The organism is Thioalkalivibrio sp. ARh3, assembly GCF_000377265.1.
In the GTDB taxonomy this organism is placed as follows: domain Bacteria; phylum Pseudomonadota; class Gammaproteobacteria; order Ectothiorhodospirales; family Ectothiorhodospiraceae; genus Thioalkalivibrio; species Thioalkalivibrio thiocyanoxidans.
The window spans coordinates 266,793-290,627 of record NZ_KB897948.1; the positions used below are offsets into that span (position 1 = coordinate 266,793).

Sequence of the window (23,835 nt, forward strand, 5' to 3'; positions counted from 1 at the left end):
GTGGACTATCCGTTACGCCGCCAGGCCCACGGGACCACGAGCAGGATCTCCAGGGGTCCTTTGCGGAACAGCCGGCGCCAGCCCACCGCAAACAGCATGAAAAGCCCCGTGAAGACCACCGCCACCACCAGTGCGAGTCCAACGTCCTGCTTGAAGACCACTCCCTCGCGCCACAGGGCGATCACGACCAGGTGCAGCACGTAGAAGGTCAGTGCCAGCTGCCCGGTCGCGACCAGCGGCCACAGCGCACGCCCGAGACGATCCGCCGCGACCAGACACACGGCGAGCACAGCAACCGCCACACCGGTGGCGTTCAGCAGCCATAGCGGTCGCTGGCTGTGCGCCTTCATGTCGGCAAGATCGGCCCAGCGCAGCCCCCCGCCCGGCTCGCCCCACCAGGCAAAGAGCGTGACATGCAGCGCCCAGGCCACCCCGGCGACGAGGACCCCGACCAGCAGCATCCGCAGCCGCAGCTGATCGCTGCGCAGGTCGCAGCGGCCCAGCCACAGGCCGACCACAAAGGGCACGATCCAGGTAACCAGCGGATAGGGCCCCGAGAACAGCAGGGCGTGCAGCATCACGCCAGGGGGATTGTCGGGCCCGATACCCACCCGCTGAAAGGTCTCGGGGTCCAGCATCTGACCGTACAGGTACAGCGGTGGCCCCAGTACCAGGGCGAACAGGCCCACCAGCAGGAGCACCGTCGTGTGCAACCGCACCAGCCCGATCGAGAGCACGAAGAACAGGGCGTAGGTCTGCAGGATCACATTCAGCTCGTCCTGCATCGCCTGCAGCGCCAGACCCAGCGGGAAAAGCAGCAGGGCACGCCACAGGAGCTGGCCGGACAGACCCTCGGCCGCCACACGCCGCGAAGCCGCCAGGAACGAGATGCCGACACCGGCCACCAGCATGAACAACACGGAGGCCCGCCCGTGTGGGAGGGCATACCACTGCCCCGCAACGGAATCGAGGCGCGTGGGGCCCACATGCACCATCAGCATGCCGATCATGGCCAGTGCACGGGCCACATCGACCCCTTCCAGCCTTCGCTGGCCCTCCCTGGCCCTACTGTTCCGCACCCGCCTTCCTCCGTGCGCTATCGATACTCGTGCTCACTACACGACGGTGCCCGATCCGCGCAAAAAGGTCACCCATCGCGGGAAGGTTTCGCCCGCCGGATTTGTCCCGCTCACATTGCGGAATGCTCGATCAATGACTAGAAAAAAGGACGAGACCACAGAGAAGGAGTGATCCCCATGCGCATGACCAAGCTCACCCCGTTGTTTCTGGCCGGTGCCCTGGCCTTTGCTGCCAATCCGGCACACAGTAGCGAAGGCACCTTTTCGATCCCGACGCTCATCCCCGAGCTGGCGGTGGAGGCGGTCGAGGCCGCGATGGAAGCCTGCCGCGACAAGGACACGCAGGTCGCCGTCGCTGTAGTGGACCGGTTCGGTGTCACCCAGGCCGTCAAGCGCGACCGCTTCGCCGGGGCCCATACGGTCGATACCGCCGTCTCCAAGGCATGGACAGCGGTCAGCTTCCGCACCGATACCCTGGAACTGCGCGACTCGACGATGCCGGACGAAACCAGCTACGGCATCCAGCATCTGCCCAACGTGAGCATCCTCGGCGGTGGCGTGGTGATCACCGATAACGGGCGGATCGTCGGCGGCATCGGCGTCTCCGGCGGACCCAGTGGAGACATCGACCACGAATGCGCCAATGCGGGCATCGACGCGATCGCGGACGAGCTCTTGTAACCAGCCCAGCGAAAAAGGCCCTTCCCGCCAGGAAGGGCCTTCTACCCACCGAGCATCACGGACCCGGTCGATCGCTCTATCGGGCCTCCATCCGGTAAAGCCCGCCGTCGGACTCGTCCGTCAGCACATAGATATGCCCGTTCGGGCCCTCGCGCACATCGCGGATACGCCCGATCTTGCCGTGCAGCAGTTCCTCCATGTGCACCACCTCGTCATCCTCGATCACGATGCGCAGGATGCGCTCGGCACGCAGGCCACCGGCCAGCAGATTGCCCTCCCAGGCCTCGAAGCGATCCGCCGTGACCAGTGCCAGCCCCGAGGGCGCCAGCGTCGGCAGGAACTCGTAGATCGGCGGAATCACGTCGTCCGATCGGCGTGCCTCGCCAAACGGACGCTCGGTGGGATATTCACGCCCGAGCGTTACATCCGGCCAGCCGTAATTGCCGCCGGCCTCCATGCGATTGAGCTCGTCCCCGCCGCGCGGGCCATGATCGGTCAGCCAGATCGTGTCGTCGGCGGGGTCGACCACCAGCCCCTGCGAGTTGCGCAGACCGTAGGCATAGATGTGCGGCTGGGCATCATCACGATCCGCAAACGGGTTGTCCGCCGGCGCCTCGCCATCCTCGGTCAGGCGCAACAGTTTTCCGGTATGGGTGGACAGATCCTGGACTCGTTCTTCCTGGCGGCGATCACCGATCGTCATCAGCAGCGTGCCGTCGGAGAGCCAGCCCAGACGCGAACCGAAGTGGCCATGATTACCGCCCCCGCGATCCTGCTCGAACAGCTTCTCGAACTCGTGCAGTTCGCCATCTTCCAGCAGGCCACGGCCCATCGCGGTGTAGGACTGGTCTTCATCACCTGACGAGTAGGTCAGGTAGACCCACCCGTTGTCCCGGAAATCCGGGTGCAGTGATACATCCAGCAGCCCGCCCTGATCCCGGGCCACCACCTCCGGCACGCCCGCCACCTCGCGCACCTCACCGTCCCTGCGGATGTGCTTCAGCGCACCGGTACGCTCGGTGACCAGGTAACCACCACCGGGCAGGAACGCCACCGACCACGGGTGTTCCAGATCGCCCGCGACTCGCACCAGGTCGAACTGCTCGTATTCGGTGCTGATGCCGGACTCGACCGTCTCGCCGGCCTGCGCACCGCCGGCCAGCAACGCCGTGGCGGCCGCAGTACCGATCAGGCTGCGCCAGACAGGACCGTAATTCGCCATGACAACCTCCCGTTCTTTCCATGAAACCACAACCATGCGACCGGAAGGGTTTCCCGGTGTTCCCGCGATCGGCCCATCCAGCATGCCAATCGCGGCCGGACTGGGGCGGCTTCAGGCCTCCGGGCGCAGGTGCGGGAACAGCAGCACGTCGCGGATCGAGGCGCTGTCGGTCAGCAGCATCACCAGGCGGTCGATGCCGATGCCCTCGCCGGCGGTGGGCGGCAGGCCGTATTCCAGGGCGCGGATGTAGTCGGCGTCATAGTGCATCGCCTCGTCGTCGCCGGCGTCCTTCTCCGCGACCTGGGCCTGGAAGCGTTCGGCCTGGTCCTCGGGGTCATTCAGCTCGGAGAAGCCGTTGGCGATCTCGCGTCCGCCGACGAACAGCTCGAAGCGGTCGGTCACGAACGGGTCGTCGTCGCTGCGCCGCGCCAGTGGCGAGACCTCGGTCGGATAGGCGGTGATGAACGTCGGGTGGCGCAGCCGGTTCTCGGCGGTGTACTCGAAGATCTCCGTCCACAGCTTGCCGAGGCCGAAGCTCTTCTTGACCGGGATCTCCAGGCGCTCGCAATGCGTACGGACCTTCTGGATATCGGCCAGGTCCTCGCTGCTGATCTCCGGGTTGTGCTCGAGGATCGCCTCGCGCACCGTCATGCGCGTGAACGGCTGGCCGAAATCGTAGGTCTCGCCCTGGTACGCGATGGTGGTCGTGCCCAGCACGTTCTCGCACAGCCCCCGCAGCAGCGTCTCGGTACGGTCCATCAGCGCGTGATAGTCGACGAACGCCTCGTAGAACTCGAGCATGGTGAACTCGGGGTTGTGCCGGGTGGACAGCCCCTCGTTGCGGAAATTGCGGTTGATCTCGAAGACCTTCTCGAAGCCGCCGACCACCAGGCGCTTCAGATACAGCTCCGGCGCAACGCGCAGGTACAGCGGCATGTCCAGCGCATTGTGGTGGGTGGCGAACGGCCGCGCGGTCGCGCCGCCCGGGATCACCTGCATCATCGGGGTCTCCACCTCGATGAAATCCTCGCGCTCGAAGTATTCGCGTATGTAGCGCACGATCCGGGTGCGGGTGCGGAACAGCTCGCGGCTGTCCAGGCTGGTGATCAGGTCCACGTAGCGCTGGCGGTAGCGCTGTTCCTGATCGGTCAGGCCGTGGAACTTCTCCGGCAGCGGGCGCAGGCTCTTGGTCAGCAGGCGCAGATCGTCCAGCTGGACCGTCAACTCGCCGGTCTTCGTCTTGAACAGCGTGCCCTGCCCGCCGACGATGTCGCCCAGATCCCAGTGCTTGAAGGCCGCGTAAACGCCCTCCGGCAGGCTGTCGCGCTGGGCGAACAGCTGGATGTCTCCCGACTGGTCGCGCAGGCGGACAAAGCTCGCCTTGCCCATCACGCGCTTGCCGATCATGCGCCCGGCAACGGTCACGCGAATCCCCTGCCCCTCCAGCGCCTGGCCTTCGGTGTCGTCATGCGCGGCGTGCAGATCGGCCGCCAGGGCATCACGGCGGAAGTCGTTGGGGAAGGCCGGGCCGGCCTCGCGCAGCTCGTTCAGCTTGGCGCGACGCTGGGCGATCAGCTTGTTCTCGTCGGTGGTTTCGGTCATCGGGAATCCCGGTAAAAGAAAGCGTTACAGCCCACTCTTAAGGCTGGCTTCGATGAACTGGTCCAGGTCGCCGTCGAGCACGGCCTGGGTGTTGCCGACCTCCACGCCGGTGCGCAGGTCCTTGATCCGCGACTGGTCGAGCACGTAGGAGCGGATCTGACTGCCCCAGCCGATATCGGACTTGGCGTCCTCGGCCGCCTGCTTCTCGGCGTTGCGCTTCTGGATCTCCATCTCGTAGAGCTTGGCCTTCAGCTGCTTCATCGCCGTATCGCGGTTCTTGTGCTGCGAACGGTCGTTCTGGCAGGCCACGACGATGCCGGAGGGCTCGTGGGTAATACGGATCGCGGATTCGGTCCGGTTGACGTGCTGCCCGCCCGCCCCGGACGCGCGGTAGGTGTCCACGCGCAGATCGGCCGGGTTGATCTCGATCTCGAAGCTGTCGTCCACCTCCGGCGAGGCGAACACCGAGGCGAACGAGGTATGCCGGCGATTGCCCGAGTCGAACGGCGACTTGCGCACCAGGCGGTGCACGCCGGTCTCGGTGCGCAGCCAGCCAAAGGCGTATTCGCCCTCGATACGCACGGTCGCGCTCTTGATACCGGCGACATCGCCCTCGGAGAGCTCGATGATCTCGGTCTTGAAGCCGTGGTTCTCGGCCCAGCGCAGGTACATGCGCAACAGGATGTTGGCCCAGTCCTGGGCCTCGGTGCCGCCGGAGCCGGCCTGGATGTCGAGATAGGCGTTGGCCTCGTCCATCTCGCCGGAGAACATGCGCCGGAACTCCAGCGCCTCGACCCGCGCGGTCAGGGCCGCGACGTCGGCCTCCACCGCCGATGCCGTCTCGGCATCGTCATCGGCCTCGGCCATCTCCAGCAGGTCGCGGCTGTCGGCCAGCTGCGTGCCGATCTCGCGGATGTTGATGACGATATTCTCGAGCTGGGCGCGTTCCTTCCCCAGCGCCTGCGCCCGGTCCGGGTCGTTCCAGATATCCGGGTTTTCCAGCTCGCGCTGGACCTCTTCTAGGCGTTCTTCCTTGACAGCGAAGTCAAAGATACCCCCTAAGGCCTTCCAGGCGGCCTTTCAGGTCATCAATCTGGGTATACAGCGGATTCAGTTCCATGATGCGTCGATTTCCGGTGTCCGGGTGGGCAGAAAAGCCGCGCAGTATAACACCCCTGGCCAGACGTCTGGCGCGCTCGGACCAACCCGACAGGCAGCGTCAGAGGGGCCGCGCGCGCCGCCAGAAGGCCAGACTGTCGCGACGTTCCAGCACCCGGGGCGCCTCGGAGCGCGCCTGCGGATCGTGAAATTCCAGCGCCTCCAGGTGCCCCCTTCGCAGCAGGGGCAGCAGGGGCCGCACGACATCATCGGCCAGCGACTGCATGACCTCCGCATGGCGCTCGAGGTCGCGCGCGCCTGCCAGGGCATCCAGTACCACGACGGTATCGCGCGCCATCTCCGCGGCAGATGCCGGGTCGGGGGACCAGTCGAGCGCCGTCCAGTCCGCCAGAAAATGCGCGACGGGCCCGCCGCCGCAGACCGCACGCACCGCAGTGCCCCCCTCCGGCCGTCCCGGCGACCAGAGCCACAACCCGTGCACAGGGTCGCGCCCGGACTGCTCTCGCGCCTGATTGACCGGATGCTGGAACCAGCTCATCTGCAGGGCATTGTTGAGGACCTGCAGGCGGCGCGCGACATCGCTGTCCATCGCGCCCCGACTCATGGAGCGCCCCCATCCCGTCGAGGGCGGCTGACCCGAGCCATCACCCTCGCCCTCCATCTCCAGGATCCACAGGCCACCCGAAGACAGCCGCAGCGTGGCGCCCGCCGCGTCCAGATCCGGGCGAGCGGCCTCCCACAACGCCTCGCGTTCCTCCTCGTGGACCTCGAAGACCGGATCCGCGACCAGATCCTTCATGCCCGGGGTCAGCCGCACGGGCCACGCCAGCCATAGACGCGGCCCCGAGACCGGCTGCACGAAACCCAGCCGCCGCGCGAGCTGAGTCTCCCAGCCCTCCCGGAAGCCCGCCGACGCAGGCGCCAGCGGCCGCGCCCGACCCAGCCAGCGGGACAGGTGCCGGATGGCCTGGGGATCCTCGCCGGTCTTCGGCAAGGCGGCTTCGGCACGGCGGAAAAGCCCGGGCAGCAGGAGCGTCACCCTCGCCATCTCAGGCCGCCCTCATCCGGGGCTTGAAGCCTCCCAAGAGACACATTCCGATTCCCCCCCTTAATCGACCGCAACCATGCTACCACCGAGGCAATGGTCACCCGAGGAACAGCAAACGCCCCGTTGTGGTCTACCGTATTAAGCAGCCCAAACCTTTGGACGCGCCATGGACGATTACAGCCGTTCCCCAACCATCCCGCAGTCGATCACCGCTTTCCGCTGCTGGACCATCCCCATTATGGGGCTTGCGTTGCTGGCCCTGGCGGGTGCTGCAGGGGCACAAGGTGCGGCTGGCCCTGCCGAGGCGCCGGACAACGGGCCCGACAACGGCTTCGAGGTGGATGACTATCCGGAGGGTTCGCAGATCGACTGGCAATCCTGGGACAGCGATCTGTTCGAGGAGTCGAAGGAGCGCGAACGGCCGATCTTCTTCTACTTTCACGGGCAGTGGTGCACCTGGTGCCGCGACTTCCAGGACGAGTCACTGGAGAACCCCAACGTGGTCGACACCATCGACCAGCACTACATCCCGGTCCTGGTCGACCTCGACGAACGCGCCGATCTGTTCCGTCGCTACGGGGGCCGAGGCTTGCCCTTCGTGGTGATCGTCAACCACGAGGACGAGATGCTGACCCGCTTTACCGGGCATGTGAATCCGCGCGACCTTCAGGGCATCCTGGAGGCCCGGCGGGACATGTTCTCGGTCACCGGCCGCGAAATCACCCCGGACGATGCCGACATCAATGACCTCGACAGCTTCCGCGAGATGCTCGGCGAGGTCTACGACGGATCTGCCCATCGGCTGAGCGGCAGCGCGGCCTTCGGCACGCTGAGCAAGCGCCCGCAGCCCTGGACCTACCGCTTCCTCCTCGACGAAGAGGACTGGGAAGAGCGTATGCCCGCGATGCTTGATCAGGTCGCCTCGGACCTCTACGACGGGGTGGAAGGCGGGTTCTTCTTCTTCCACGACTGGGACCAGCGGGATCCGGTTCTGGCGCTCGAAACGTCCAAGCGACTGGATCAGAACGCCGCGTTCCTCTGGATGTATGCCGATGCCTATGAACGCTTTGGAGAGGAGCAGCACGCCGAATTCGCTCGAGGCATCCGTGACTACCTGCGCGAGCAACTGTGGGACGACAGTCAGTCCCGCTTCGGCAACAGCCAGTACGCGGATCGCGACTACTACCAGCTCGAACCGGAAGAACGGCTCGAGACCGATCCCCCGCGCGTGGACCGCAACACCTATGCGGACACCTCGGGCCAGGCGATCGCCGCCCTGGCCAACATGGCGCGGGTCATGGAGGACGAGGACACGCTGGAATGGGCACGCGAGGCCATGCAGGCGCTCGATCGCTATATGGGTACCGAGGCCGGTTTCCTGCACGGCATCACCGCCGACGGCCGCCCGGCGATGGAGGGCTACCTGCCCTCCCAGATCTGGCCGGAGATCGCCCGTCTGGAGCTGGCCCGGGCGATCGAGGCGCTGGAGGGCGAGAAGCCCGACCTGCCCGACCCGGTAGCCACCCTGGACCGCCTGGAACCATTCTTTGACGAGGAACTGGGTGCGCATGCCGAACGGATTGGCACCGAGCTGGAGCCCTGGTCCGAGACCCGTAGCCAGGCCGCCCTGGCCTGGTGGCTGCACCTCCTGCCGGAGGAAGCGGTGGAAGAATCCCACGTCGACCCGGAGAAGGTCCGCGCCCGCCTGCACATCGAGCCCGGCGCCGATCCCGACGACGTGGCCATCGGCTTCCAGGCCCTGCGCGCCGGCATCCCGGGACTGGACGACTGACTCAGTCGTCCCCGTCCAGGGGACGGACCCGGACCTGTCCATCCTCGAGCAGCTGTGTCCCCCGCTCCGCCGGGGGCACATCCGCATAGGGGTCGCCGTCCCAGTGCCCCTGCTGCCAGCTCCAGCCAAACAGGACCAGATTCGCCAGCAACAGCACCACCACGAGCCAGCGCATCACGAGCCGCCCTCCGCGCGCGCGATCTGCCACAGCCCCTCAAGTACCAGGTTCTCGCGCCGGGTAACGAACTCGGTGAGCTGCCCGGCGAGCCAGGGGCCATCCCCACCATGGAGCCAGCAGACGGTGTCATTGCCCAAGTGGGTACGGGCCTCGACGATCAGGCGATCGACCGCGCCGGACAGGCCCAGCATCAGGCCGCGTTCCAGGCCCGGTTCGCTGCCAAGCCCCGGCGCCGGGTCGAGGGTGGCGGGCCAGCCCCCCGGATCACGCGGGGCGACGCGGTCGGCCAGTCGCGCCTGCAGCGATTCCCAGCCCAGCTGCCGTCCCGGCAGCAGGTACCCGCCCCGGTGCCGACCCTCGGCATCCAGCAGGTCGACCGTAATCGCGGTCCCTGCATCGACCAGCACGCAGGGTCCCCGCCCTTCCGCCCGGGCCGCCACCAGTGCGCAGAAGCGATCCACACCCAGCTGGCCCTCGGCATAGTCACTGCGCACGCCATAACGCCCGTCACCCTGCGTACCCACCCAGTGGATGGGTACCGCCCCCATCCCCGCTTCCAGCGCCGCCTGGCGCTCCGGGCTGCCGACCCGGGCGGCCCAGACCGCGAGACCGATGTCTTTCAGCGCTTGCGCGCAATCCTCGATCACAAGGCTCGCACCCTCGTCCAGCACATGACCGGCCCTGTCGCGAAGCTGCCACTTGATTCGGGTACTGCCGATGTCGATCAGTGCGCAGTCAGGCATGCCCGGGCCTCCGGATGGATACTTCCCCCGCGTCGAGATGATGGAGAACGCCCGTTTCGTCCTCGACGCGCAGACGCCCCGAATCCAGACAAACGCCCCGGGCAACGCCCGACAGGCCCGTATCCGGCACCTGGATCCGGGATCCGGCCAGCGCATCGAGGCGGTCGAGGTCGTCCCCCAGCGCCGCCAGCCCCTGCGCCATCAGCAGCGAATGCAGGCGCATCTGCCAGGCCGCCACCTCGGCCGCCAGCTCCAGCCAGCCGGGGCCCTGACCGCCGCACAGGGTGGCCAGGTCGGTTACCTCGCGATCCAGGCCGAGCGCCCCGGAACCGCATCGATTGAGGCCAATCCCCACCACCAGGCGTCCGGGCCGATCCGACCGGGGGAGCCGCTGTTCGACCAGGATCCCGCCCAGCTTCGCCGCGCCCACCACCACGTCGTTCGGCCACTTGAGACCCGGCCCTTGCACACCCAGCGCCTCCAGCGCGCGGATGACCCCAATGCCCACCCCGACCGGGTAGGCCGCAGGCACGCGCTGGCCGGCGGCAACTGGCCATGAGAGCGAGAGGGCCAGACCTGCATCCGAGGGCGTCACCCAGGCCCGGCCTCGCCGCCCACGCCCTGCCAGTTGCTCGCGTGCCAGGCAGACCCTGGGCCCGGCGTCTTGCGCCGCGGAGTCGAGCAGCCGCGCATTGGTGGAATCCACCCGCTCCAGTACCTCCACCTGCGGCGGTTCCAGCGCGGCTCCCGCCAGGGCCCCGCGCAGCAGCCCTTCCAGTTGCGCGGTTTCCGGCGCCATAATGGGATCGGTCGTCTGGGGAGCGTTCATGCGGGCGTGGGCGGCAAGGGGGATTCGGTTGCGCAATCGTACACATGGTAAGCGTTTCGCGGGCGCGCTGCCGGCGTTGCTACTGGCCGCCGGCATCCTCGCCCTGCCCGCCCAGGCCGAGCTGTACACCTATTACGACGCCTCGGGTGCCCGTGTGATCACGGACCAGCGCCCCGAAGGCATCGAGTACGAGACCGTGCCCTCGCCCCAGCGCCCCGGCACCGCCGCCACGCCTGGCAGGTCATCCTCGGGCGGTGGCTGGTCGCCCAGCGAGATCTTCGTGTTCGAGGGCCCCGACGGCCAGCGCCTGGTCACCAACCAGCGGAGCCAGGACGCCAACATGAACCTGATCGCCACCTACGGCCGCCCGACAGCCCGGGCGCGCTGCGGCGAGCGGGCCCGCCAGGCCCTGGCCAGCGGCGGTGGCGAGTTCGCCGACCTGATCCGCGACGCCGCAGGCCACAACGGTGTCGACCCGGCCCTGGTACAGTCGGTGATTCACGTCGAGTCCTGCTTCGACCCCGAGGCCGTCTCGCGGGTGGGCGCGCACGGCCTGATGCAGCTGATGCCGGCCACCGCCGCCGACCTGGGCGTGACCGACCGCTTCGACCCGGCCCAGAACATCCATGGCGGCACGCGCTACCTGGCCGAGATGCTGCAGCGCTTCGACGGGGATCTGGACCTGGCCCTGGCCGCCTACAATGCCGGCCCGGGGGCGGTGGAGCGCCACGGCGGCGTACCGCCCTTCCCCGAGACGCGGACCTACATCCAGCGGGTACGGGCCCAGTACGGCTCGGGTAACGGGATTCGCTAGAAAGACGCCCTGCGCAGCGCGCGGGCGGTGGAGAATCAGCGCCGCTCGCGACCGCAGTTCCAGCACTGGGTGAACTGCGGCTCGATCCGCTCGCCGCAGCGCGAGCACTTCCATTCCTTCCCGTCGTGGTCGGGCTCGCCTTCCAGATACTCCACGATCAGCTCGCGGGCCTGCTCGGCCTGGGCCTCGTGCACCACCATCACCCGCCCCCAGCACTCGGTCGGCGGGATCTCGCCCGCGGCGCCATAGAGCCCGGCCTGGGCCACATAGGCGGGGATGCCAGCCTCCTGCAGGAGGTTCTCGATGAACCCGGCCATCACCGGGTCGGCTGCGGTGTAAACAGTACGCATGTCCCGACCCTAGCAGTCAGTACGTCCTATTGCACCGTGCCCTGGTTGGCCGCCTGAAAGTATTCCATCGCCTTCTGGATGGCGTAGAACGGGGCCTCGTCCAGGGCCTCGCGGGTGTGCGGCTCGTGGATGTCCGCGTGGTACTTGCGCATCGCGAGCACATGGATCGGCAGCTCGCGCGCAAACATCGGATTGTCAAAGTTGAAGAACTGCCCCAGGCCCAGCACGAGGTTCTTGCGCTCCTCGGCCTCCAGCGCCTCCGGACTGACCGCCACATCGGGCAGCTGGCCGGCCTGTCCGGTCACGGTCACGACGATCTCGCGATCGCCGCCGGCAGGAGCCGGGCGTTCATCGTCAGGGCCCACCAACTTCAGGTCCTCCGACAGGTCCAGGTAGCCCTTCGCCAGGATATGGCCGTGCGGCTGGAACACCTTGCTGGACATGTTCACCGCCCACAGCTCCAGGGTTTCCTTCAGCTCCTGCGCCGTCTGCGTCTCCCCAAGGGCGAACAACTGCTGGGCGAAGAGGATGTCCCATACCCAGACCTGGCCGTATTCCGGCAGCTCCTCGTCCCCGCCCGCGGTCACGGACACGCGCTGAATGTCGGGCTCGTCCGCGGTGCGGGCATGCAAGGTGATCGTGAAACTGGCCAAGGCGTTCTCTCCTGCCGACGATGGACCAAGCCATCGCGTAAATGCATCAATGTCCCAGTATAACGAACACCCCATACGGCACCCGGTTCTTCCACGCGGGCCGGGGGCTTGCCGCCCACGGCTGTTGCTCTCGCTAGCTGTAGAGTCGGCGTCGCTCAACCAGGAGTACAACCATGAGCAACGGATTCCTCGAACTCGAGAATCTGAACCAACGCTTCCCGCAGCCCGACTCCAGCGACCTCATGAGGGTGTTCGAAGGGGTGGACCTGGAGATCCAGCAAGGCGAATTAGTCTGCCTGATCGGCCACTCCGGCTGCGGCCAGTCCAGCATCCTGAACGCGCTCGCTGGCCTGACCTCGCCCTCCTACGGCAACGTGATGTTCGCGGTCCGAACCCACTGACCCTACTGGAGCAGGCAGAAGCGCCTTGAGCCTGCCGAGAAGTACCTGAAGATGGTCGGGGTCGACCACGCTATGAACCGCACACCGCCGCAACTCAGGGGCCCGGCGGACGGGCGCTTTCGGCCATCATCTGCATCCGAACAAGGCCTATGCGAAAAGTCCCTGACCATAGTAGGCTCTTGTCATGTCACGGCCTCGGTCCCTTTTCCTGCTGCTTGCGCTTCTGTTCGGAGCCGCGCCGGTGTTCGTCGCGGCAAGCGAGGAGCCCCCCACTTACACCATCGGGGTGCTGGCTTTCGAGGATCACGATGCCACTGCGGCGCGCTGGCAGCCCACGGCCGACTATCTGACCGAGACGATCTCCGAGGCCCAATTCCGCCTCCATGTGCTCGACTATCCCGACCTGAATCGGGCCGTCACCGAGGGCGAACTGGACTTCGTTCTGACCAACACCGGGCACTATGTTCGTCTGGAGGCCGAACTGGGCGTGACCCGGCTCGCGACCCTGATCGAACACGCATATGGGCAGCCGGTGCGCGAGTTTGGCGGCGTCCTGCTGGTGCCCGCCGAACGCGAGGACCTGCAGACCCTGTCCGACCTGCGCGGCCAGCGGCTGCTCGCGGTGGACCAGGACTCGCTGGGGGGCTGGCAGGCCGGCCATTACGAGCTCCATCGCGCCGGCATCGACCCGTTCGAGGATCTGGAATCGGTAACCTTCACCGGAATGCCGCACCGCCGGGTGATCGATGCCCTGCTCGCCGGCGAGGCGGATGCCGGGATGGTACGCACCGGCCTGCTGGAGTCACTGCTGGAAGCCCGCGAAATCCCGCACGGTGCACTGCGAGTGCTGCAGCCGCGTGAGACCGCCGACTTCCCACTGGCGCACAGTACGCGCCTGTATCCCGAATGGCCGTTCTCGCGTCTGGACGGCACACCGGACGCAATCGCCGAAGCGGTCTCCATCGCCCTGATGAGCCTGCCGATGGATCACCCCGCGGCACAGGAGGGGGGCTACCACGGCTGGTCGGCGCCACTATCCTATGCCCCGGTCCATCACCTGTTCGAAACCCTTGGACTGCCCCCTTACGACTCGGCCTTCGTGCTGGACTTGTCGGCCTTGTGGGATACCCACCCGGAGATCCCGCTGGCATTCCTGTCGGCACTCCTGCTGCTGACAGCAGCTGCCATCATGTACTACCGACGGATCAACACCCGCCTGACCGCGGAGGTCGAACAACGGCGCGAGGTCGAAACACGCCTGCGTGCCCACGAGGCACGACTGGCCTACCAGGCCGAACATGACCCTCTGACGGGCCTGCCCAACCGTGTGCTGCTGCAGCAGCGGCTGGATGCGGCCATGGCTGCGGCCCGTCAAAGCAGTGGGCGTGTCGCCGTGCTGTTCATGGATCTCGACCGCTTCAAGAACATCAATGACAGCCTCGGCCATGCAGTCGGAGACGAGCTGCTGCAGATCCTGGGGGATCGCCTGAAGGAGCGCTTCCAGGCCCAAACGGTCGCGCGTATCGGGGGTGACGAATTCATCGTTGTGCTGGACGACGTACGGGATCGACCGGGCATCGAGTCGCGGGCCCGCGAGCTGCTGGAGCTGGTCGCGGAGTCGTTTGCGATCGGTGGCTGGCGCGATCTCCAGGTCGGGGCCAGCATCGGGATCTCGCTGTTCCCCGACCACGCGGAGGCTCCCGGCGAATTGATAACCCAGGCCGATGCAGCGATGTACGAGGCAAAGGATGCCGGCCGCAACACCTTCCGCTTCTACAGCTACTCGATGACCGAGGCCGCGAACCGGCGTCTGGAGATCGAGAACCGCCTGCGGCGGGCCCTGGCCCAAAACGAGCTCGAGGTCTTCTATCAGCCACAGGTTCAGATGGCCACCGGCCGCATCACCGGCGTCGAGGCCCTGGTGCGCTGGCGCGATCCGGAACAGGGCCTGATTACCCCCGATGTATTCATCCCGGTGGCGGAGGAGACCGGCCTGATCGGCGCCGTCGGCGACTTTGTACTCGCACAGGCCTGCCGGCAGGTCATCGAGTGGGATCGGGCGGGATACCCGGCACTGGACGTCTCGGTAAACCTTTCCGGGCATCAGATCACCGAGCCCCATCTGCCCCGCCGGATTCGCCAGGTCCTGCGCGATGCGGGGCTCGAACCGCGCCGTCTGACACTCGAGATCACCGAGAGCACGCTGATGCGCCAGGCCGAGAGGACTCGGGGCACACTCCAGCACCTCAAGTCACTTGGGGTGTCGCTGGCGATCGACGACTTCGGCACGGGCTATTCGTCGCTCGCCTACCTGAAGGAATTCGCGATCGACATCCTGAAGATCGACCGAACCTTCGTGCGCGACCTGCCGGAGAATCACAACGACGCCGAACTGGCCACGGCGATCATCAGCATGGCTCACAATCTTGGCCTGGACGTGCTGGCGGAAGGCGTCGAGACCGAGGCTCAGCGCAGCTTTCTGGCTTCGCAGGGCTGCGATGCCTGGCAGGGCTACTTGAGCAGCCCCCCAATGCCTCCCGAACTGCTGGGCGAACTGGTCCAGCCCGACAGTCCGTCGGTGGGCCGCCGAGCCGGCAGCTGAAACAAAAAAGGCCTGCGTTTGCAGGCCTTTTCCGGGAATGTGGTGGAGCGGAGGAGGATCGAACTCCCGACCTTCGCATTGCGAACGCGACGCTCTCCCAGCTGAGCTACCGCCCCATTCAAGGCGCGCATTCTAGCAAGTCCGCGCGGGCACGGGAAGACCGGCGAGGGTCTTCGCCTGCCATTCCGCCGCCTTGCTCGATGCAGAGAGGCGTCCTGCCGCCGAAGCCATGACACGGACCCGTTGACGGACGCACCCGGCTAGAAAACGCGAACCCGGCCAAGTTTTTCATTCGTTTCTCGGGGCATGGGTGGTATTTTCGTGGTGCGCATCACGTCAGACCCGATTAGACTTGATCTAGTGTTAACGCATGTTAGAAGTACGTCGGAAATCCGTCGTAGCCGCCGCATCCTCAGGGAGGCGCCCGTGTCGCATGGCCTGCCGAAACACACTTGTTCTCCAATTGCAGGTTGACCCCGCATGAGCCTGTCTGTCCGCATCCTGGGCGCTAGCGGTGGCATCGGACCCAACCGCCGCACGACATCGATCCTGATCGACGAGGATATCCTGATCGATGCCGGCAGTGGGGTCGGCGACCTGACTCTGGGTGAACTCGAACAAGTCCGTCACATATTTCTGACCCATTCGCACCTCGACCACATCGGCTTTCTGCCGATGCTCGCGGACATGGTGTACTCGCCGGATGCTCCCCCGATCCAGGTTCATGCGCTGCCTGCCACACTGAAGGCCCTTCGCGACCATGTGTTCAACTGGGTGATCTGGCCCGACTTCACCTGTCTCCCGTCACCCGAGCGGCCCCTGCTGCAGTTTCAGGCGATTCAGCCGGGGCAGCAGGTGATGATCGGATCACGCGAGATTCATATCCTGCCTGCGCTGCATACGGTGCCCGCCGTGGGGTACGGCGTGATGCACAACGACGGCATGGGCTTCGCGTTCACCGGGGACACCTCGTCTTCCGGGGCCCTGTGGGAGGCCTTGAACACCCTGCCCTACCTGGACTTGCTGATGATCGAGTCCGGGCTGCCGGACGAAATGGACGGCATGGCCGATCTGGCCAAGCATTACACCCCGCATCGTCTTGCGGACGACCTGGAGGCGCTCCATCACCAGCCACGGATCGCCATCACACACCTGAAACCCGGCCATGAATCCGCCATCCGCCGGCAGCTCCAGCAGTCGCGGCATGCGAGCCGGATGGTGCTGCTGGAAGGCAGCGAGCGGTTCGAACTGCATGCCCAGAACCGGGCCCTCAAGGTCGGATAGGCTCTCAGCCGCAACGCCCGGCCTGCATCCGGCCATTCCCGTTCCCTCACCGTCACACGGCTGTAACATCCCTGTTATCTAATGCAGGGCATCCTGAACTCGGGAATGGGTCATGGCTGTAAAGATACTGCTGGTCGAGGATGACACCGCAATCCGCGAAATGCTCCAGCTGCCGCTGCACAAGGCCGGGTACGCGGTGCGCGAGGCGGGCGACGTGCGCACTGCCAAGGCCCTGCTGCTGGAAGATTCCCCCGATCTGATCCTGCTCGACTGGATGCTGCCGGACACCAGCGGCCTCGATTGGGCGCGCACGCTAAAGGCCAGCCCGCTCACCAAGGACATCCCGATCATCATGCTGACCGCCCGCGGCGAAGAAGAAGACCGCGTGCGCGGGCTGGATGTGGGTGCCGACGACTACGTGACCAAACCGTTCTCGCCGCGCGAACTGGTTGCCCGTATAAAGGCCGTGCTACGGCGTACCGCACCGATCACCAGCGAAGAACCGGTGGAGGTCGAGGGTCTGCGCCTGGACCCGGTCTCGCACCGCGTCAGCGGCAATGGCGAGCCCTTGGCGATGGGCCCGACCGAATACAATCTCCTGCACTTCTTCATGACCCACCAGGACCGCGTATTTACCCGCGGCCAGTTGCTCGATCAGGTCTGGGGCACCAATGTGTATGTCGAGGAACGCACCGTGGACGTGCATATCCGGCGCCTGCGCAAGTCACTGGCGCTGACCGGGCACGACCACCTCGTGCAAACCGTACGCGGATCGGGGTACCGTTTCTCGCAGACACCCTGACCGCGGCCGACGCCGCGACCTTCAATCACCCACTCGGTCGTCCGATGCAATCACGCAACCCCTGGCCCGGTGTCATCGCGGGAACCCTGCTGGTCGGTGTCCCGATCGCACTGCTCGGCTGGAGCATGGGGCAGTTCTGGGCCACGATTGCGTTCCTGTTGGGGGCGGCGCTGTTCTGGAACCTCTCGCACCTGTTGCTGCTGGAACGCTGGCTGCGACAGGGCGGGCGCAGCGAACCACCCGATGTGCGCGGGCTTTGGGGGCTGGCCTTCGACCATCTCTACCGCCGCCGCCGGCGCCACGAACACCGGGTGCACCGGCTGCGCCAGTATCTCGAGCGCTATCGCGACTCGGCACGGGCGATGCCCGATGCGGTCGTGGTCCTGAATGACGATCTGCGCATCGAATGGCTGAACGAGATGGCCACCCAGCTGCTGGGCCTGAACTGGCCGGAGGACGAGGGCCAGCGTATCACCCACCTGCTGCGCAACCCGGCATTCATCACATTCATGGAGCGCGCGCGCACCACGCCGGGCAGCGTGACCACGCCCTCCCCGATGTACGACGACCAGCAGCTGGAGTTCCGCCTGGTGCCCTATGGCGATGCGCAATATCTACTGCTGGCACGGGACACCACCCACCTGCACCGGCTGGAAGTGATGCGGCGCGACTTCATTGCGAATGTTTCGCACGAGCTGCGCACGCCGCTGACCGTACTTTACGGCGTTGTCGAGACGCTGGAGGACGAGCTGGCCGACCAGCCGGACAAGGCGCGCTCGGTCGAGCTGCTGCGCGAACAGTCCGAACGCATGAAGCTGCTGGTCGACGACCTGCTGACCCTCTCCCGCCTGGAGACCGGCAGCCCGCAGGGCCCGCCACAATGGGTCGACGTCGGGGCCATGCTGGATACGCTGAAAGGCGAAGCGGAACTCCTCTCCGGCGAACAGCGCCATCGTATCGAGATCCACGCACAGACCGGGCTCGAGCTGCGCGGTGCGGAGAACGAGCTGCGCTCGGCGTTCGCCAATCTGTTGTTCAATGCGGTCAAGTACACCCCGCCAGGCACCCGCATCGAGGTCCGCTGGCAATCCGACGCGGACGGGGTACGCCTCAGCGTGATCGACGAGGGACCGGGGATCGCCCGTCACCACCTGCACCGCCTGACCGAACGCTTCTATCGGGTGGATGCCGGACGCGACCAGCGCCGCGGCGGGACCGGGCTCGGACTGGCCATCGTCAAGCACGTGCTCGCCCGCCACGGCGGACACTTGGAGATCGACAGCCAGGTCGGTCGCGGCACGCGCTTCACCTGCCTGTTCCCCCTCTCGATCACCCGCACTAAGCCCACCGAGTTTGCCAAAAACTGACGCCCTGCGATGTCACACGGTTGTCATGTCTCCGTCACAGGAGCGTCAACGCGGCTCCGCATAATCCCCCTCCAAGGTCGCTTGAAGCGTCCTTGCAAGAATTCCATTCAAGGGGAGATTCCCATGTTGTTGAAGCGCAGCATTCTGGCCCTGGCCACCGCCACCGCAATGGCCGTTACGCCGTTTACCGCCTCCGCCGAAGTCGATGCCGACATCCCGGCCTACGAGGCGGTCTCCGGTATCTCCGGCAACCTGTCGAGCATCGGCTCTGACACCTTGAACAACCTGATGACGCTGTGGGCCGAGGAGTTCCAGAACTTCTACCCGAACATCAACGTCCAGATCCAGGGCGCCGGCACCTCGACCGCGCCGCCGGCCCTGACCGAAGGCACCGCCGACTTCGGACCGATGTCGCGCATGCCGCGTGACAGCGAACACGCCGAGTTCGAACAGCGCCATGGCTACGAAATGACGGCTGTTCCGGTCGCGATCGACACCATCGCCGTGTACGTGAACCGCGACAACCCGATCGAGGGTCTGACGATCGAGCAGACCGACGCGATCTTCTCCTCCACCCGCCGCTGCGGTGGCGCCGAGGACATCACGCGCTGGGGCCAGCTCGGCCTGGACGGCGCCTGGGCGAATCGCGACATCACGCTGTACAGCCGTAATGCCGTCTCCGGCACCTATGGCTTCTTCCGACAGCACGCCCTGTGCGACGGTGACTTCAAGGATGCGGTCAACGAACAGCCCGGTTCCGCCTCGGTGGTCCAGGGTGTCTCCGAGTCACTGAACGGCATTGGCTACTCCGGCATCGGCTACATGACCTCCGGTGTGCGCGCCGTCCCGCTGGGCGAGAACGAGGGCGAGTACTACGAGCCGAACGCCGAAAACGCCTCCACCGGCGACTACCCGCTGGCCCGCTTCCTGTACGTAATGGTGAACAAGCACCCGGAAGACGGCCTGACCCCGCGCGCGGCCGAGTTCCTGCGCATGGTGCTGTCGAAGGAAGGCCAGGAAGTCGTGGTGCGTGACGGCTTCATCCCGCTGCCGGCGGCCGTGGCCGAACGCGAGCGCAAGAACCTCGGCCTGGAATAATCCAGGTGGCGGGCCGGCCATCTACGGATGGCCCGAACCGGGTCCCTCGCGGGGCCCGGTTTTCTTGTGTCCGCCTCATGCAGTCCGCCTGCTCGACCCGCAATACAGCGTTCAACGGTCCGTCACATGGCTGTCACGTTTCTGTCACGAAGCGGCCGTAGCATGCCGGCCAGTTCCACCCTACACCTGCCGCATCAGGGGACCTTGAATGTCCAGCCTCACCGCCACCACGACGCTCGGCCGCTTCCAGCGCTGGCGCCGCGCGAAGGACCGCACCGTCCGCTACACCATCGGTTTTTTCGGTGTGGCCGTGATCGGTGCCCTGACCCTGATGTTCGTGTATCTCGCCAGCGAGACACTGCCCATGTTCCAGGGGGCGACCCTGGAGCCGCGCACGGAATACGCGGCTCCCGGCGGCGCCGACACACAAACGATCCATCTGGCAGTGAACCGTCATCGCGAGATGGCGATACGACTTACCGAGGATCGACGCGCCCTCTTCTTCCGCCCCTACAGCGGCGAGATCGTGAAAGAACAGTCACTGCCGATCCCCGAGGATGCGCAGGTCACCAGCTTCAGCGCCGCCGAGCCACGCACGCGCCTGGTGGCCGCGGGCCTGGACAACGGCCAGGTACTCGCCATCGAGTACGAGTACAACGAGCGTTTCAGCCCTGACGGACGCCTGTACGACCCGGGCCTGGTATATCCGCTGGGCGACGAGGATTCTGCGCTGCTGGACGTGGACGACGACGGCCGCGCGATCTCGGTGGTCGGCATACAGCGCGGCTCCAGCGGCATACGCGTCGCCGCTGCGACGGAAGATGGCAATCTCAAGCTGGTGCGGTTCGAGAAACGCACCTCGATGATGACAGGCGAGACCGAGGTCCGACGCTCCGCCTACGATCTACCCTCGCTGCCCGACGGCGCCACGCCGACCCGCATCCTGCTGGACATCACCGGCCGCCACATGCTGGTTGGCGACGATCAGGGACAGCTCCACTTCTTCGACATCAACAACCCCGCCCGCGCCAGCCTGGTCGACAGCAAGCGTGTGATCGGCGGCGACGCGGCCGAGGTGACCTCGCTGGAATACCTGCTGGGCACGGTATCCATCATCGTCGGTGGGTCCGACGGGACGGTCACGCAGTACATGCTGGTGCGCGACGACGACAACGTAAACCGCATCACCCGCGTCCGCGATTTCCCGTCGCATGCCGGTCCGATCCGCAACATCCAGCCGGAATACATCCGCAAGGGATTCCTGACCGCCGACGACCGCGGCGAGGTCAAGATCCACTATTCCACCTCGCAGCGCACCCTGATCGAGCGCCAGATCACCGACCAGCCGCTACACCGGGTCTATGTCGACCCGCGCAACCGCCTGCTGATCGGCATCGACGACCATGAGACCTGGCACCTGCAGGAGCTGTCCAACCCGCACCCGGAGGTCTCCTTCCACGTGCTGTGGCAGAAGGTCTGGTACGAGGGCCGTTCCGGAACGGACTACGTCTGGCAGTCGTCCTCGGCGACCGACGAGTTCGAGCCGAAATTCTCGCTGGTACCGCTAACCATCGGCACCATCAAGGCCGCCTTCTACGCGATGCTGTTCGCCACCCCACTGGCCATTATGGGGGCGATCTACAGCGCGTATTTCATGTCGCGGCGCATGCGCAGCCTCACCAAGCCCTCGATCGAACTGATGGAGGCGCTCCCGACGGTCATCCTCGGCTTCCTGGCCGGGCTGTGGCTGGCCCCGTTCATCGAGGCCAACCTGCCGGCGATCGCCAGCATCCTGATCCTGATGCCGCTGGGCATGCTGGTCGCCGCGTTCCTGTGGACCCGCGTGCTGCCCGAGAATCTGCGCAATCTCGTGCCCGCCGGCTGGGAGGCCGCGATCCTGATCCCGGTGATCCTGGCGATCGGCTGGTTCTCGGTCTCCATGAGCCCGCTGATCGAGGTCTGGATGTTCGGTGGCGATGCCCGCCAGTGGCTGACCGACCAGGGCATCACCTACGACCAGCGCAACGCGCTCGTAATCGGCATCGCAATGGGCTTCGCCGTAATCCCGACCATCTACTCGATCTCCGAGGACGCGGTCTTCAATGTGCCCAAGCACCTGACCCAGGGCTCGCTGGCCCTGGGCGCCACCCCCTGGCAAACGGTGGTGCGCGTGGTGCTACTGACCGCCAGCCCCGGGATCTTCTCCGCAGTGATGATCGGCTTCGGCCGCGCAGTGGGCGAGACCATGATCGTGCTGATGGCGACGGGCAACTCGCCGGTGGTCAACTTCAACATCTTCGAGGGCATGCGCACGCTCTCCGCGAACATCGCGGTGGAGATGCCGGAGGCCGCGGTCGGCAGCAGTCACTTCCGCATTCTGTTCCTGGCGGCCCTGGTCCTGTTCGCGCTGACCTTTGCGGTGAACACGGTCGCCGAGATCGTGCGCCAGCGCCTGCGCCAGAAATACAGCTCCCTTTGAGGCATACCCGATGAATCGTTGGTTCAAATCCGGCACCCCGTGGATCTGGCTGAATGCCGGAGCGGTCGCTGCCTCGCTGGTGATGGTGTTCGGCCTGATCCTGATGATCGCCGTGAACGGTCTGTCGTTCTTCTGGCCCTCCGAGGTCATCGAGTTCGAATACCAGACCGAGCAGGACGCCGAACCGCGGCGCATCATGGGCGAGCTGCAGCGATCCGAGACGATGACCGCCCAGGCCATGCGCGATGCCGGCTTCGACGTCCCCGAAGGCCAGGACATCGTGGTCCGCCACCTGATCAAGCGCGGCAACCGCGACCTCGACAGCCGCGACTTCCAGTGGTACCTGAACGACTTCATGTCCGAGTGGGAGCGCCCGCGCGATGTAGCGGTGCTCGAGCGCCTGCAATGGGGCGACTTCTACGGCTACATCCGCGAATACCAGGAGGACGGCGAGACGGTCGCCGAGGGTCGCGAGGCGCGCACCGCGTTCGAGGAACGCATGCCGAAGACCCGGGAACTGGTCCAGCAGATCCAGCACATCGAGCGCATCGAGATCGGCCGAGTCAATTTCGAGCTCGAGCGCCTGCGCATCGCCCAGCGTGGTGTCGAGCGGGCCACCGACCTGTCGCCCGAGGAGCGCGACCAGCGCCGGGAGGAACTGGATGCCGAGCGCGCGGAGCTGGACGCCCGCTACGCCGAACTGGAGGCCGAGCGCAACGCCCTGCGTGACGAACTGGCCCGCTTTGCGATCGTGCTGGAGACCGCCGACGGGCAACACGCGACGATCCCGCTGTCGCGCATCGTGAACGCCTGGTGGCCGAACGACATGAGCGTGCCGGCCAAGCTGCGCCACTATGTCGTCGCCTTCTGGGATTTCATGACCGGCTACCCGCGCGAGGCCAACACCGAGGGCGGCATCCTGCCCGCGATCTTCGGCACCGTGCTGATGGTCATCCTGATGTCCATCGTCGTAACCCCGTTCGGCGTGCTCGCCGCGATCTACCTGCGCGAATACGCGAAGCAGGGCCCGCTGGTGCGCACCATCCGTATCTCGGTCAACAACCTCGCCGGGGTGCCGTCGATCGTGTTCGGGGTGTTCGGCCTGGGGTTCTTCGTCTACCTGATCGGCGGCAACATCGACCAGATCTTCTTCCGCGATGCCCTGCCCTCGCCGACCTTCGGCTCGCCCGCGATCATCTGGGCCTCGCTGACGCTCGCACTGCTGACCCTGCCGGTGGTGATCGTCTCCACCGAAGAAGGCCTGACCCGGATCGGCGCCAGCATCCGTCACGGCTCGCTCGCGCTGGGCGCGACCAAGGCCGAGACCCTGTGGCGGCTGATCGTGCCGCTGTCGGCCCCGGCGATGATGACCGGTCTGATCCTCGCAGTCGCCCGCGCCGCCGGCGAAGTGGCCCCGCTGATGCTGGTGGGCGTGGTCAAGCTGGCCCCGACCCTGCCGCTGGACGGCAACTTCCCCTATCTGCACCTGGACCGCGCGTTCATGCACCTGGGCTTCCACATCTTCGACGTCGGCTTCCAGAGCCCGAACGTCGAGGCCGGACGCCCGCTGGTCTACGCGACCGCCCTGGTGCTGGTGATGCTGATCATCGTGCTCAACCTGACCGCGATCTCGATCCGCAACTACCTGCGCGAGAAGTACCGCGCCGACAGCGATTGAGTGGCCCGATGCAC

At 66.2% G+C, this 23,835-nt stretch carries 20 protein-coding genes, 1 tRNA gene and 1 pseudogene; 11 read left to right on the forward strand and 11 right to left on the reverse strand.

The features are described from left to right. Window positions 1–5: 5 nt before the first annotated feature. Window positions 6–1,043, reverse strand: a complete 1,038-nt coding sequence (locus C995_RS0106065; RefSeq protein WP_026278979.1) for an acyltransferase family protein — start codon at window positions 1,041–1,043, stop codon at window positions 6–8. Between the two features lie 213 nt (window positions 1,044–1,256). On the opposite strand from C995_RS0106065, the gene C995_RS0106070 reads away from it, so the two are divergent. Further along, on the forward strand, window positions 1,257–1,760 hold the full coding sequence (locus C995_RS0106070; RefSeq protein ID WP_018864073.1) for a heme-binding protein: 504 nt from the start codon (window positions 1,257–1,259) through the stop codon (window positions 1,758–1,760). A gap of 76 nt (window positions 1,761–1,836) precedes the next feature. Here C995_RS0106070 and C995_RS0106075 read toward each other — a convergent pair whose 3' ends face one another. From C995_RS0106075 to C995_RS0106090, 4 genes are all read right to left on the reverse strand, one after another. Then, window positions 1,837–2,982 (reverse strand): PQQ-dependent sugar dehydrogenase, encoded by a 1,146-nt coding sequence (locus tag C995_RS0106075; RefSeq protein ID WP_018864074.1) that lies wholly within the window; start codon window positions 2,980–2,982, stop codon window positions 1,837–1,839. Window positions 2,983–3,093: 111 nt separating this feature from the next. Beyond that, on the reverse strand, window positions 3,094–4,584 hold the full coding sequence (lysS, locus tag C995_RS0106080) for a lysine--tRNA ligase (protein WP_018864075.1): 1,491 nt from the start codon (window positions 4,582–4,584) through the stop codon (window positions 3,094–3,096). 24 nt (window positions 4,585–4,608) lie between these two features. Next, window positions 4,609–5,704, reverse strand: a protein-coding gene (gene prfB / locus C995_RS0106085) for a peptide chain release factor 2 (protein ID WP_231362414.1) whose coding sequence is annotated in 2 segments (ribosomal slippage) — window positions 4,609–5,631 and window positions 5,633–5,704 — 1,095 coding nt in all. Because the reading frame shifts where the segments join, the coding sequence is not laid out codon by codon here. Between the two features lie 99 nt (window positions 5,705–5,803). After that, window positions 5,804–6,751 carry a hypothetical protein gene (locus C995_RS0106090; RefSeq protein ID WP_038080765.1) on the reverse strand — a complete coding sequence of 316 codons (948 nt, stop codon included), beginning with the start codon at window positions 6,749–6,751 and terminating at the stop codon, window positions 5,804–5,806. Between the two features lie 166 nt (window positions 6,752–6,917). Here C995_RS0106090 and C995_RS0106095 point away from each other — a divergent pair, with 166 nt between their 5' ends. Further along, complete coding sequence (locus C995_RS0106095) at window positions 6,918–8,543, forward strand: DUF255 domain-containing protein (RefSeq protein ID WP_018864078.1); 1,626 nt, start codon at window positions 6,918–6,920, stop codon at window positions 8,541–8,543. Between the two features lies 1 nt (window position 8,544). Here the strand turns inward: C995_RS0106095 and C995_RS14220 are convergent, their stop codons facing one another. Genes C995_RS14220 through C995_RS0106110 form a run of 3 tightly spaced genes read right to left on the reverse strand, consistent with a single transcriptional unit; the run spans window position 8,545 to window position 10,263 of the window. Further along, window positions 8,545–8,721 (reverse strand): hypothetical protein, encoded by a 177-nt coding sequence (locus tag C995_RS14220; protein WP_156015484.1) that lies wholly within the window; start codon window positions 8,719–8,721, stop codon window positions 8,545–8,547. Further along, window positions 8,718–9,464, reverse strand: a complete 747-nt coding sequence (locus C995_RS0106105) for a type III pantothenate kinase (RefSeq protein WP_018864080.1) — start codon at window positions 9,462–9,464, stop codon at window positions 8,718–8,720. The genes C995_RS14220 and C995_RS0106105 overlap by 4 nt, the downstream gene beginning before the upstream one ends. Next, a complete protein-coding gene (locus C995_RS0106110) occupies window positions 9,457–10,263 on the reverse strand; it encodes a biotin--[acetyl-CoA-carboxylase] ligase (RefSeq protein WP_018864081.1) in 807 nt (268 codons plus the stop codon). The genes C995_RS0106105 and C995_RS0106110 overlap by 8 nt, the downstream gene beginning before the upstream one ends. A gap of 58 nt (window positions 10,264–10,321) precedes the next feature. On the opposite strand from C995_RS0106110, the gene C995_RS0106115 reads away from it, so the two are divergent. Continuing rightward, on the forward strand, window positions 10,322–11,107 hold the full coding sequence (locus C995_RS0106115) for a lytic transglycosylase domain-containing protein (protein WP_018864082.1): 786 nt from the start codon (window positions 10,322–10,324) through the stop codon (window positions 11,105–11,107). 35 nt (window positions 11,108–11,142) lie between these two features. On the opposite strand, the gene C995_RS0106120 is transcribed toward C995_RS0106115, so the two are convergent. Further along, on the reverse strand, window positions 11,143–11,457 hold the full coding sequence (locus C995_RS0106120) for a DUF2007 domain-containing protein (RefSeq protein WP_018864083.1): 315 nt from the start codon (window positions 11,455–11,457) through the stop codon (window positions 11,143–11,145). A 26-nt stretch (window positions 11,458–11,483) separates the two neighbouring features. Next, complete coding sequence (locus tag C995_RS0106125) at window positions 11,484–12,110, reverse strand: hypothetical protein (protein ID WP_018864084.1); 627 nt, start codon at window positions 12,108–12,110, stop codon at window positions 11,484–11,486. A gap of 173 nt (window positions 12,111–12,283) precedes the next feature. On the opposite strand from C995_RS0106125, the pseudogene C995_RS0106130 reads away from it, so the two are divergent. Together C995_RS0106130 and C995_RS0106135 are read left to right on the forward strand one after the other, a co-directional pair. Continuing rightward, window positions 12,284–12,613: pseudogene (locus C995_RS0106130) on the forward strand (ATP-binding cassette domain-containing protein); the annotation flags it as partial. Window positions 12,614–12,695: 82 nt separating this feature from the next. Continuing rightward, window positions 12,696–15,113: an EAL domain-containing protein gene (locus C995_RS0106135; RefSeq protein WP_026278980.1), complete on the forward strand. Its 2,418-nt coding sequence runs from the start codon at window positions 12,696–12,698 to the stop codon at window positions 15,111–15,113. 40 nt (window positions 15,114–15,153) lie between these two features. Here the strand turns inward: C995_RS0106135 and C995_RS0106140 are convergent. Further along, window positions 15,154–15,229: transfer RNA gene (locus C995_RS0106140), tRNA-Ala, on the reverse strand. A 364-nt stretch (window positions 15,230–15,593) separates the two neighbouring features. Between C995_RS0106140 and C995_RS0106145 the strand changes: the two genes are divergently transcribed. The 6 genes from C995_RS0106145 (at window position 15,594) to pstA (ending at window position 23,821) form a co-directional block, all read left to right on the forward strand. After that, complete coding sequence (locus tag C995_RS0106145; protein WP_018864087.1) at window positions 15,594–16,397, forward strand: MBL fold metallo-hydrolase; 804 nt, start codon at window positions 15,594–15,596, stop codon at window positions 16,395–16,397. Between the two features lie 112 nt (window positions 16,398–16,509). Further along, a complete protein-coding gene (gene phoB / locus C995_RS0106150) occupies window positions 16,510–17,199 on the forward strand; it encodes a phosphate regulon transcriptional regulator PhoB (protein ID WP_018864088.1) in 690 nt (229 codons plus the stop codon). Window positions 17,200–17,243: 44 nt separating this feature from the next. After that, on the forward strand, window positions 17,244–18,566 hold the full coding sequence (phoR, locus tag C995_RS0106155) for a phosphate regulon sensor histidine kinase PhoR (protein WP_018864089.1): 1,323 nt from the start codon (window positions 17,244–17,246) through the stop codon (window positions 18,564–18,566). Between the two features lie 123 nt (window positions 18,567–18,689). After that, window positions 18,690–19,664 (forward strand): PstS family phosphate ABC transporter substrate-binding protein, encoded by a 975-nt coding sequence (locus tag C995_RS0106160; protein WP_018864090.1) that lies wholly within the window; start codon window positions 18,690–18,692, stop codon window positions 19,662–19,664. A 208-nt stretch (window positions 19,665–19,872) separates the two neighbouring features. Next, window positions 19,873–22,143: an ABC transporter permease subunit gene (locus tag C995_RS0106165; RefSeq protein WP_018864091.1), complete on the forward strand. Its 2,271-nt coding sequence runs from the start codon at window positions 19,873–19,875 to the stop codon at window positions 22,141–22,143. Window positions 22,144–22,153: 10 nt separating this feature from the next. After that, complete coding sequence (gene pstA, locus C995_RS0106170) at window positions 22,154–23,821, forward strand: phosphate ABC transporter permease PstA (protein WP_018864092.1); 1,668 nt, start codon at window positions 22,154–22,156, stop codon at window positions 23,819–23,821. Window positions 23,822–23,835 lie beyond the last annotated feature (14 nt).

What these genes read in the sequence shown, in the direction of transcription:
- C995_RS0106110 (WP_018864081.1), bottom strand. Translation starts at nt 10,263, where the DNA reads ATGGCGCCGGAAACCGCGCAACTGGAAGGGCTGCTGCGCGGGGCCCTG.
- C995_RS0106090 (WP_038080765.1), bottom strand. Translation starts at nt 6,751, where the DNA reads ATGGCGAGGGTGACGCTCCTGCTGCCCGGGCTTTTCCGCCGTGCCGAA.
- phoR (WP_018864089.1), top strand. Translation starts at nt 17,244, where the DNA reads ATGCAATCACGCAACCCCTGGCCCGGTGTCATCGCGGGAACCCTGCTG.
- C995_RS0106070 (WP_018864073.1), top strand. Translation starts at nt 1,257, where the DNA reads ATGCGCATGACCAAGCTCACCCCGTTGTTTCTGGCCGGTGCCCTGGCC.
- lysS (WP_018864075.1), bottom strand. Translation starts at nt 4,584, where the DNA reads ATGACCGAAACCACCGACGAGAACAAGCTGATCGCCCAGCGTCGCGCC.
- C995_RS0106120 (WP_018864083.1), bottom strand. Translation starts at nt 11,457, where the DNA reads ATGCGTACTGTTTACACCGCAGCCGACCCGGTGATGGCCGGGTTCATC.
- C995_RS0106145 (WP_018864087.1), top strand. Translation starts at nt 15,594, where the DNA reads ATGAGCCTGTCTGTCCGCATCCTGGGCGCTAGCGGTGGCATCGGACCC.
- C995_RS0106075 (WP_018864074.1), bottom strand. Translation starts at nt 2,982, where the DNA reads ATGGCGAATTACGGTCCTGTCTGGCGCAGCCTGATCGGTACTGCGGCC.
- C995_RS0106095 (WP_018864078.1), top strand. Translation starts at nt 6,918, where the DNA reads ATGGACGATTACAGCCGTTCCCCAACCATCCCGCAGTCGATCACCGCT.
- C995_RS0106135 (WP_026278980.1), top strand. Translation starts at nt 12,696, where the DNA reads ATGTCACGGCCTCGGTCCCTTTTCCTGCTGCTTGCGCTTCTGTTCGGA.
- C995_RS0106165 (WP_018864091.1), top strand. Translation starts at nt 19,873, where the DNA reads ATGTCCAGCCTCACCGCCACCACGACGCTCGGCCGCTTCCAGCGCTGG.
- phoB (WP_018864088.1), top strand. Translation starts at nt 16,510, where the DNA reads ATGGCTGTAAAGATACTGCTGGTCGAGGATGACACCGCAATCCGCGAA.
- pstA (WP_018864092.1), top strand. Translation starts at nt 22,154, where the DNA reads ATGAATCGTTGGTTCAAATCCGGCACCCCGTGGATCTGGCTGAATGCC.
- C995_RS0106160 (WP_018864090.1), top strand. Translation starts at nt 18,690, where the DNA reads ATGTTGTTGAAGCGCAGCATTCTGGCCCTGGCCACCGCCACCGCAATG.
- C995_RS0106105 (WP_018864080.1), bottom strand. Translation starts at nt 9,464, where the DNA reads ATGCCTGACTGCGCACTGATCGACATCGGCAGTACCCGAATCAAGTGG.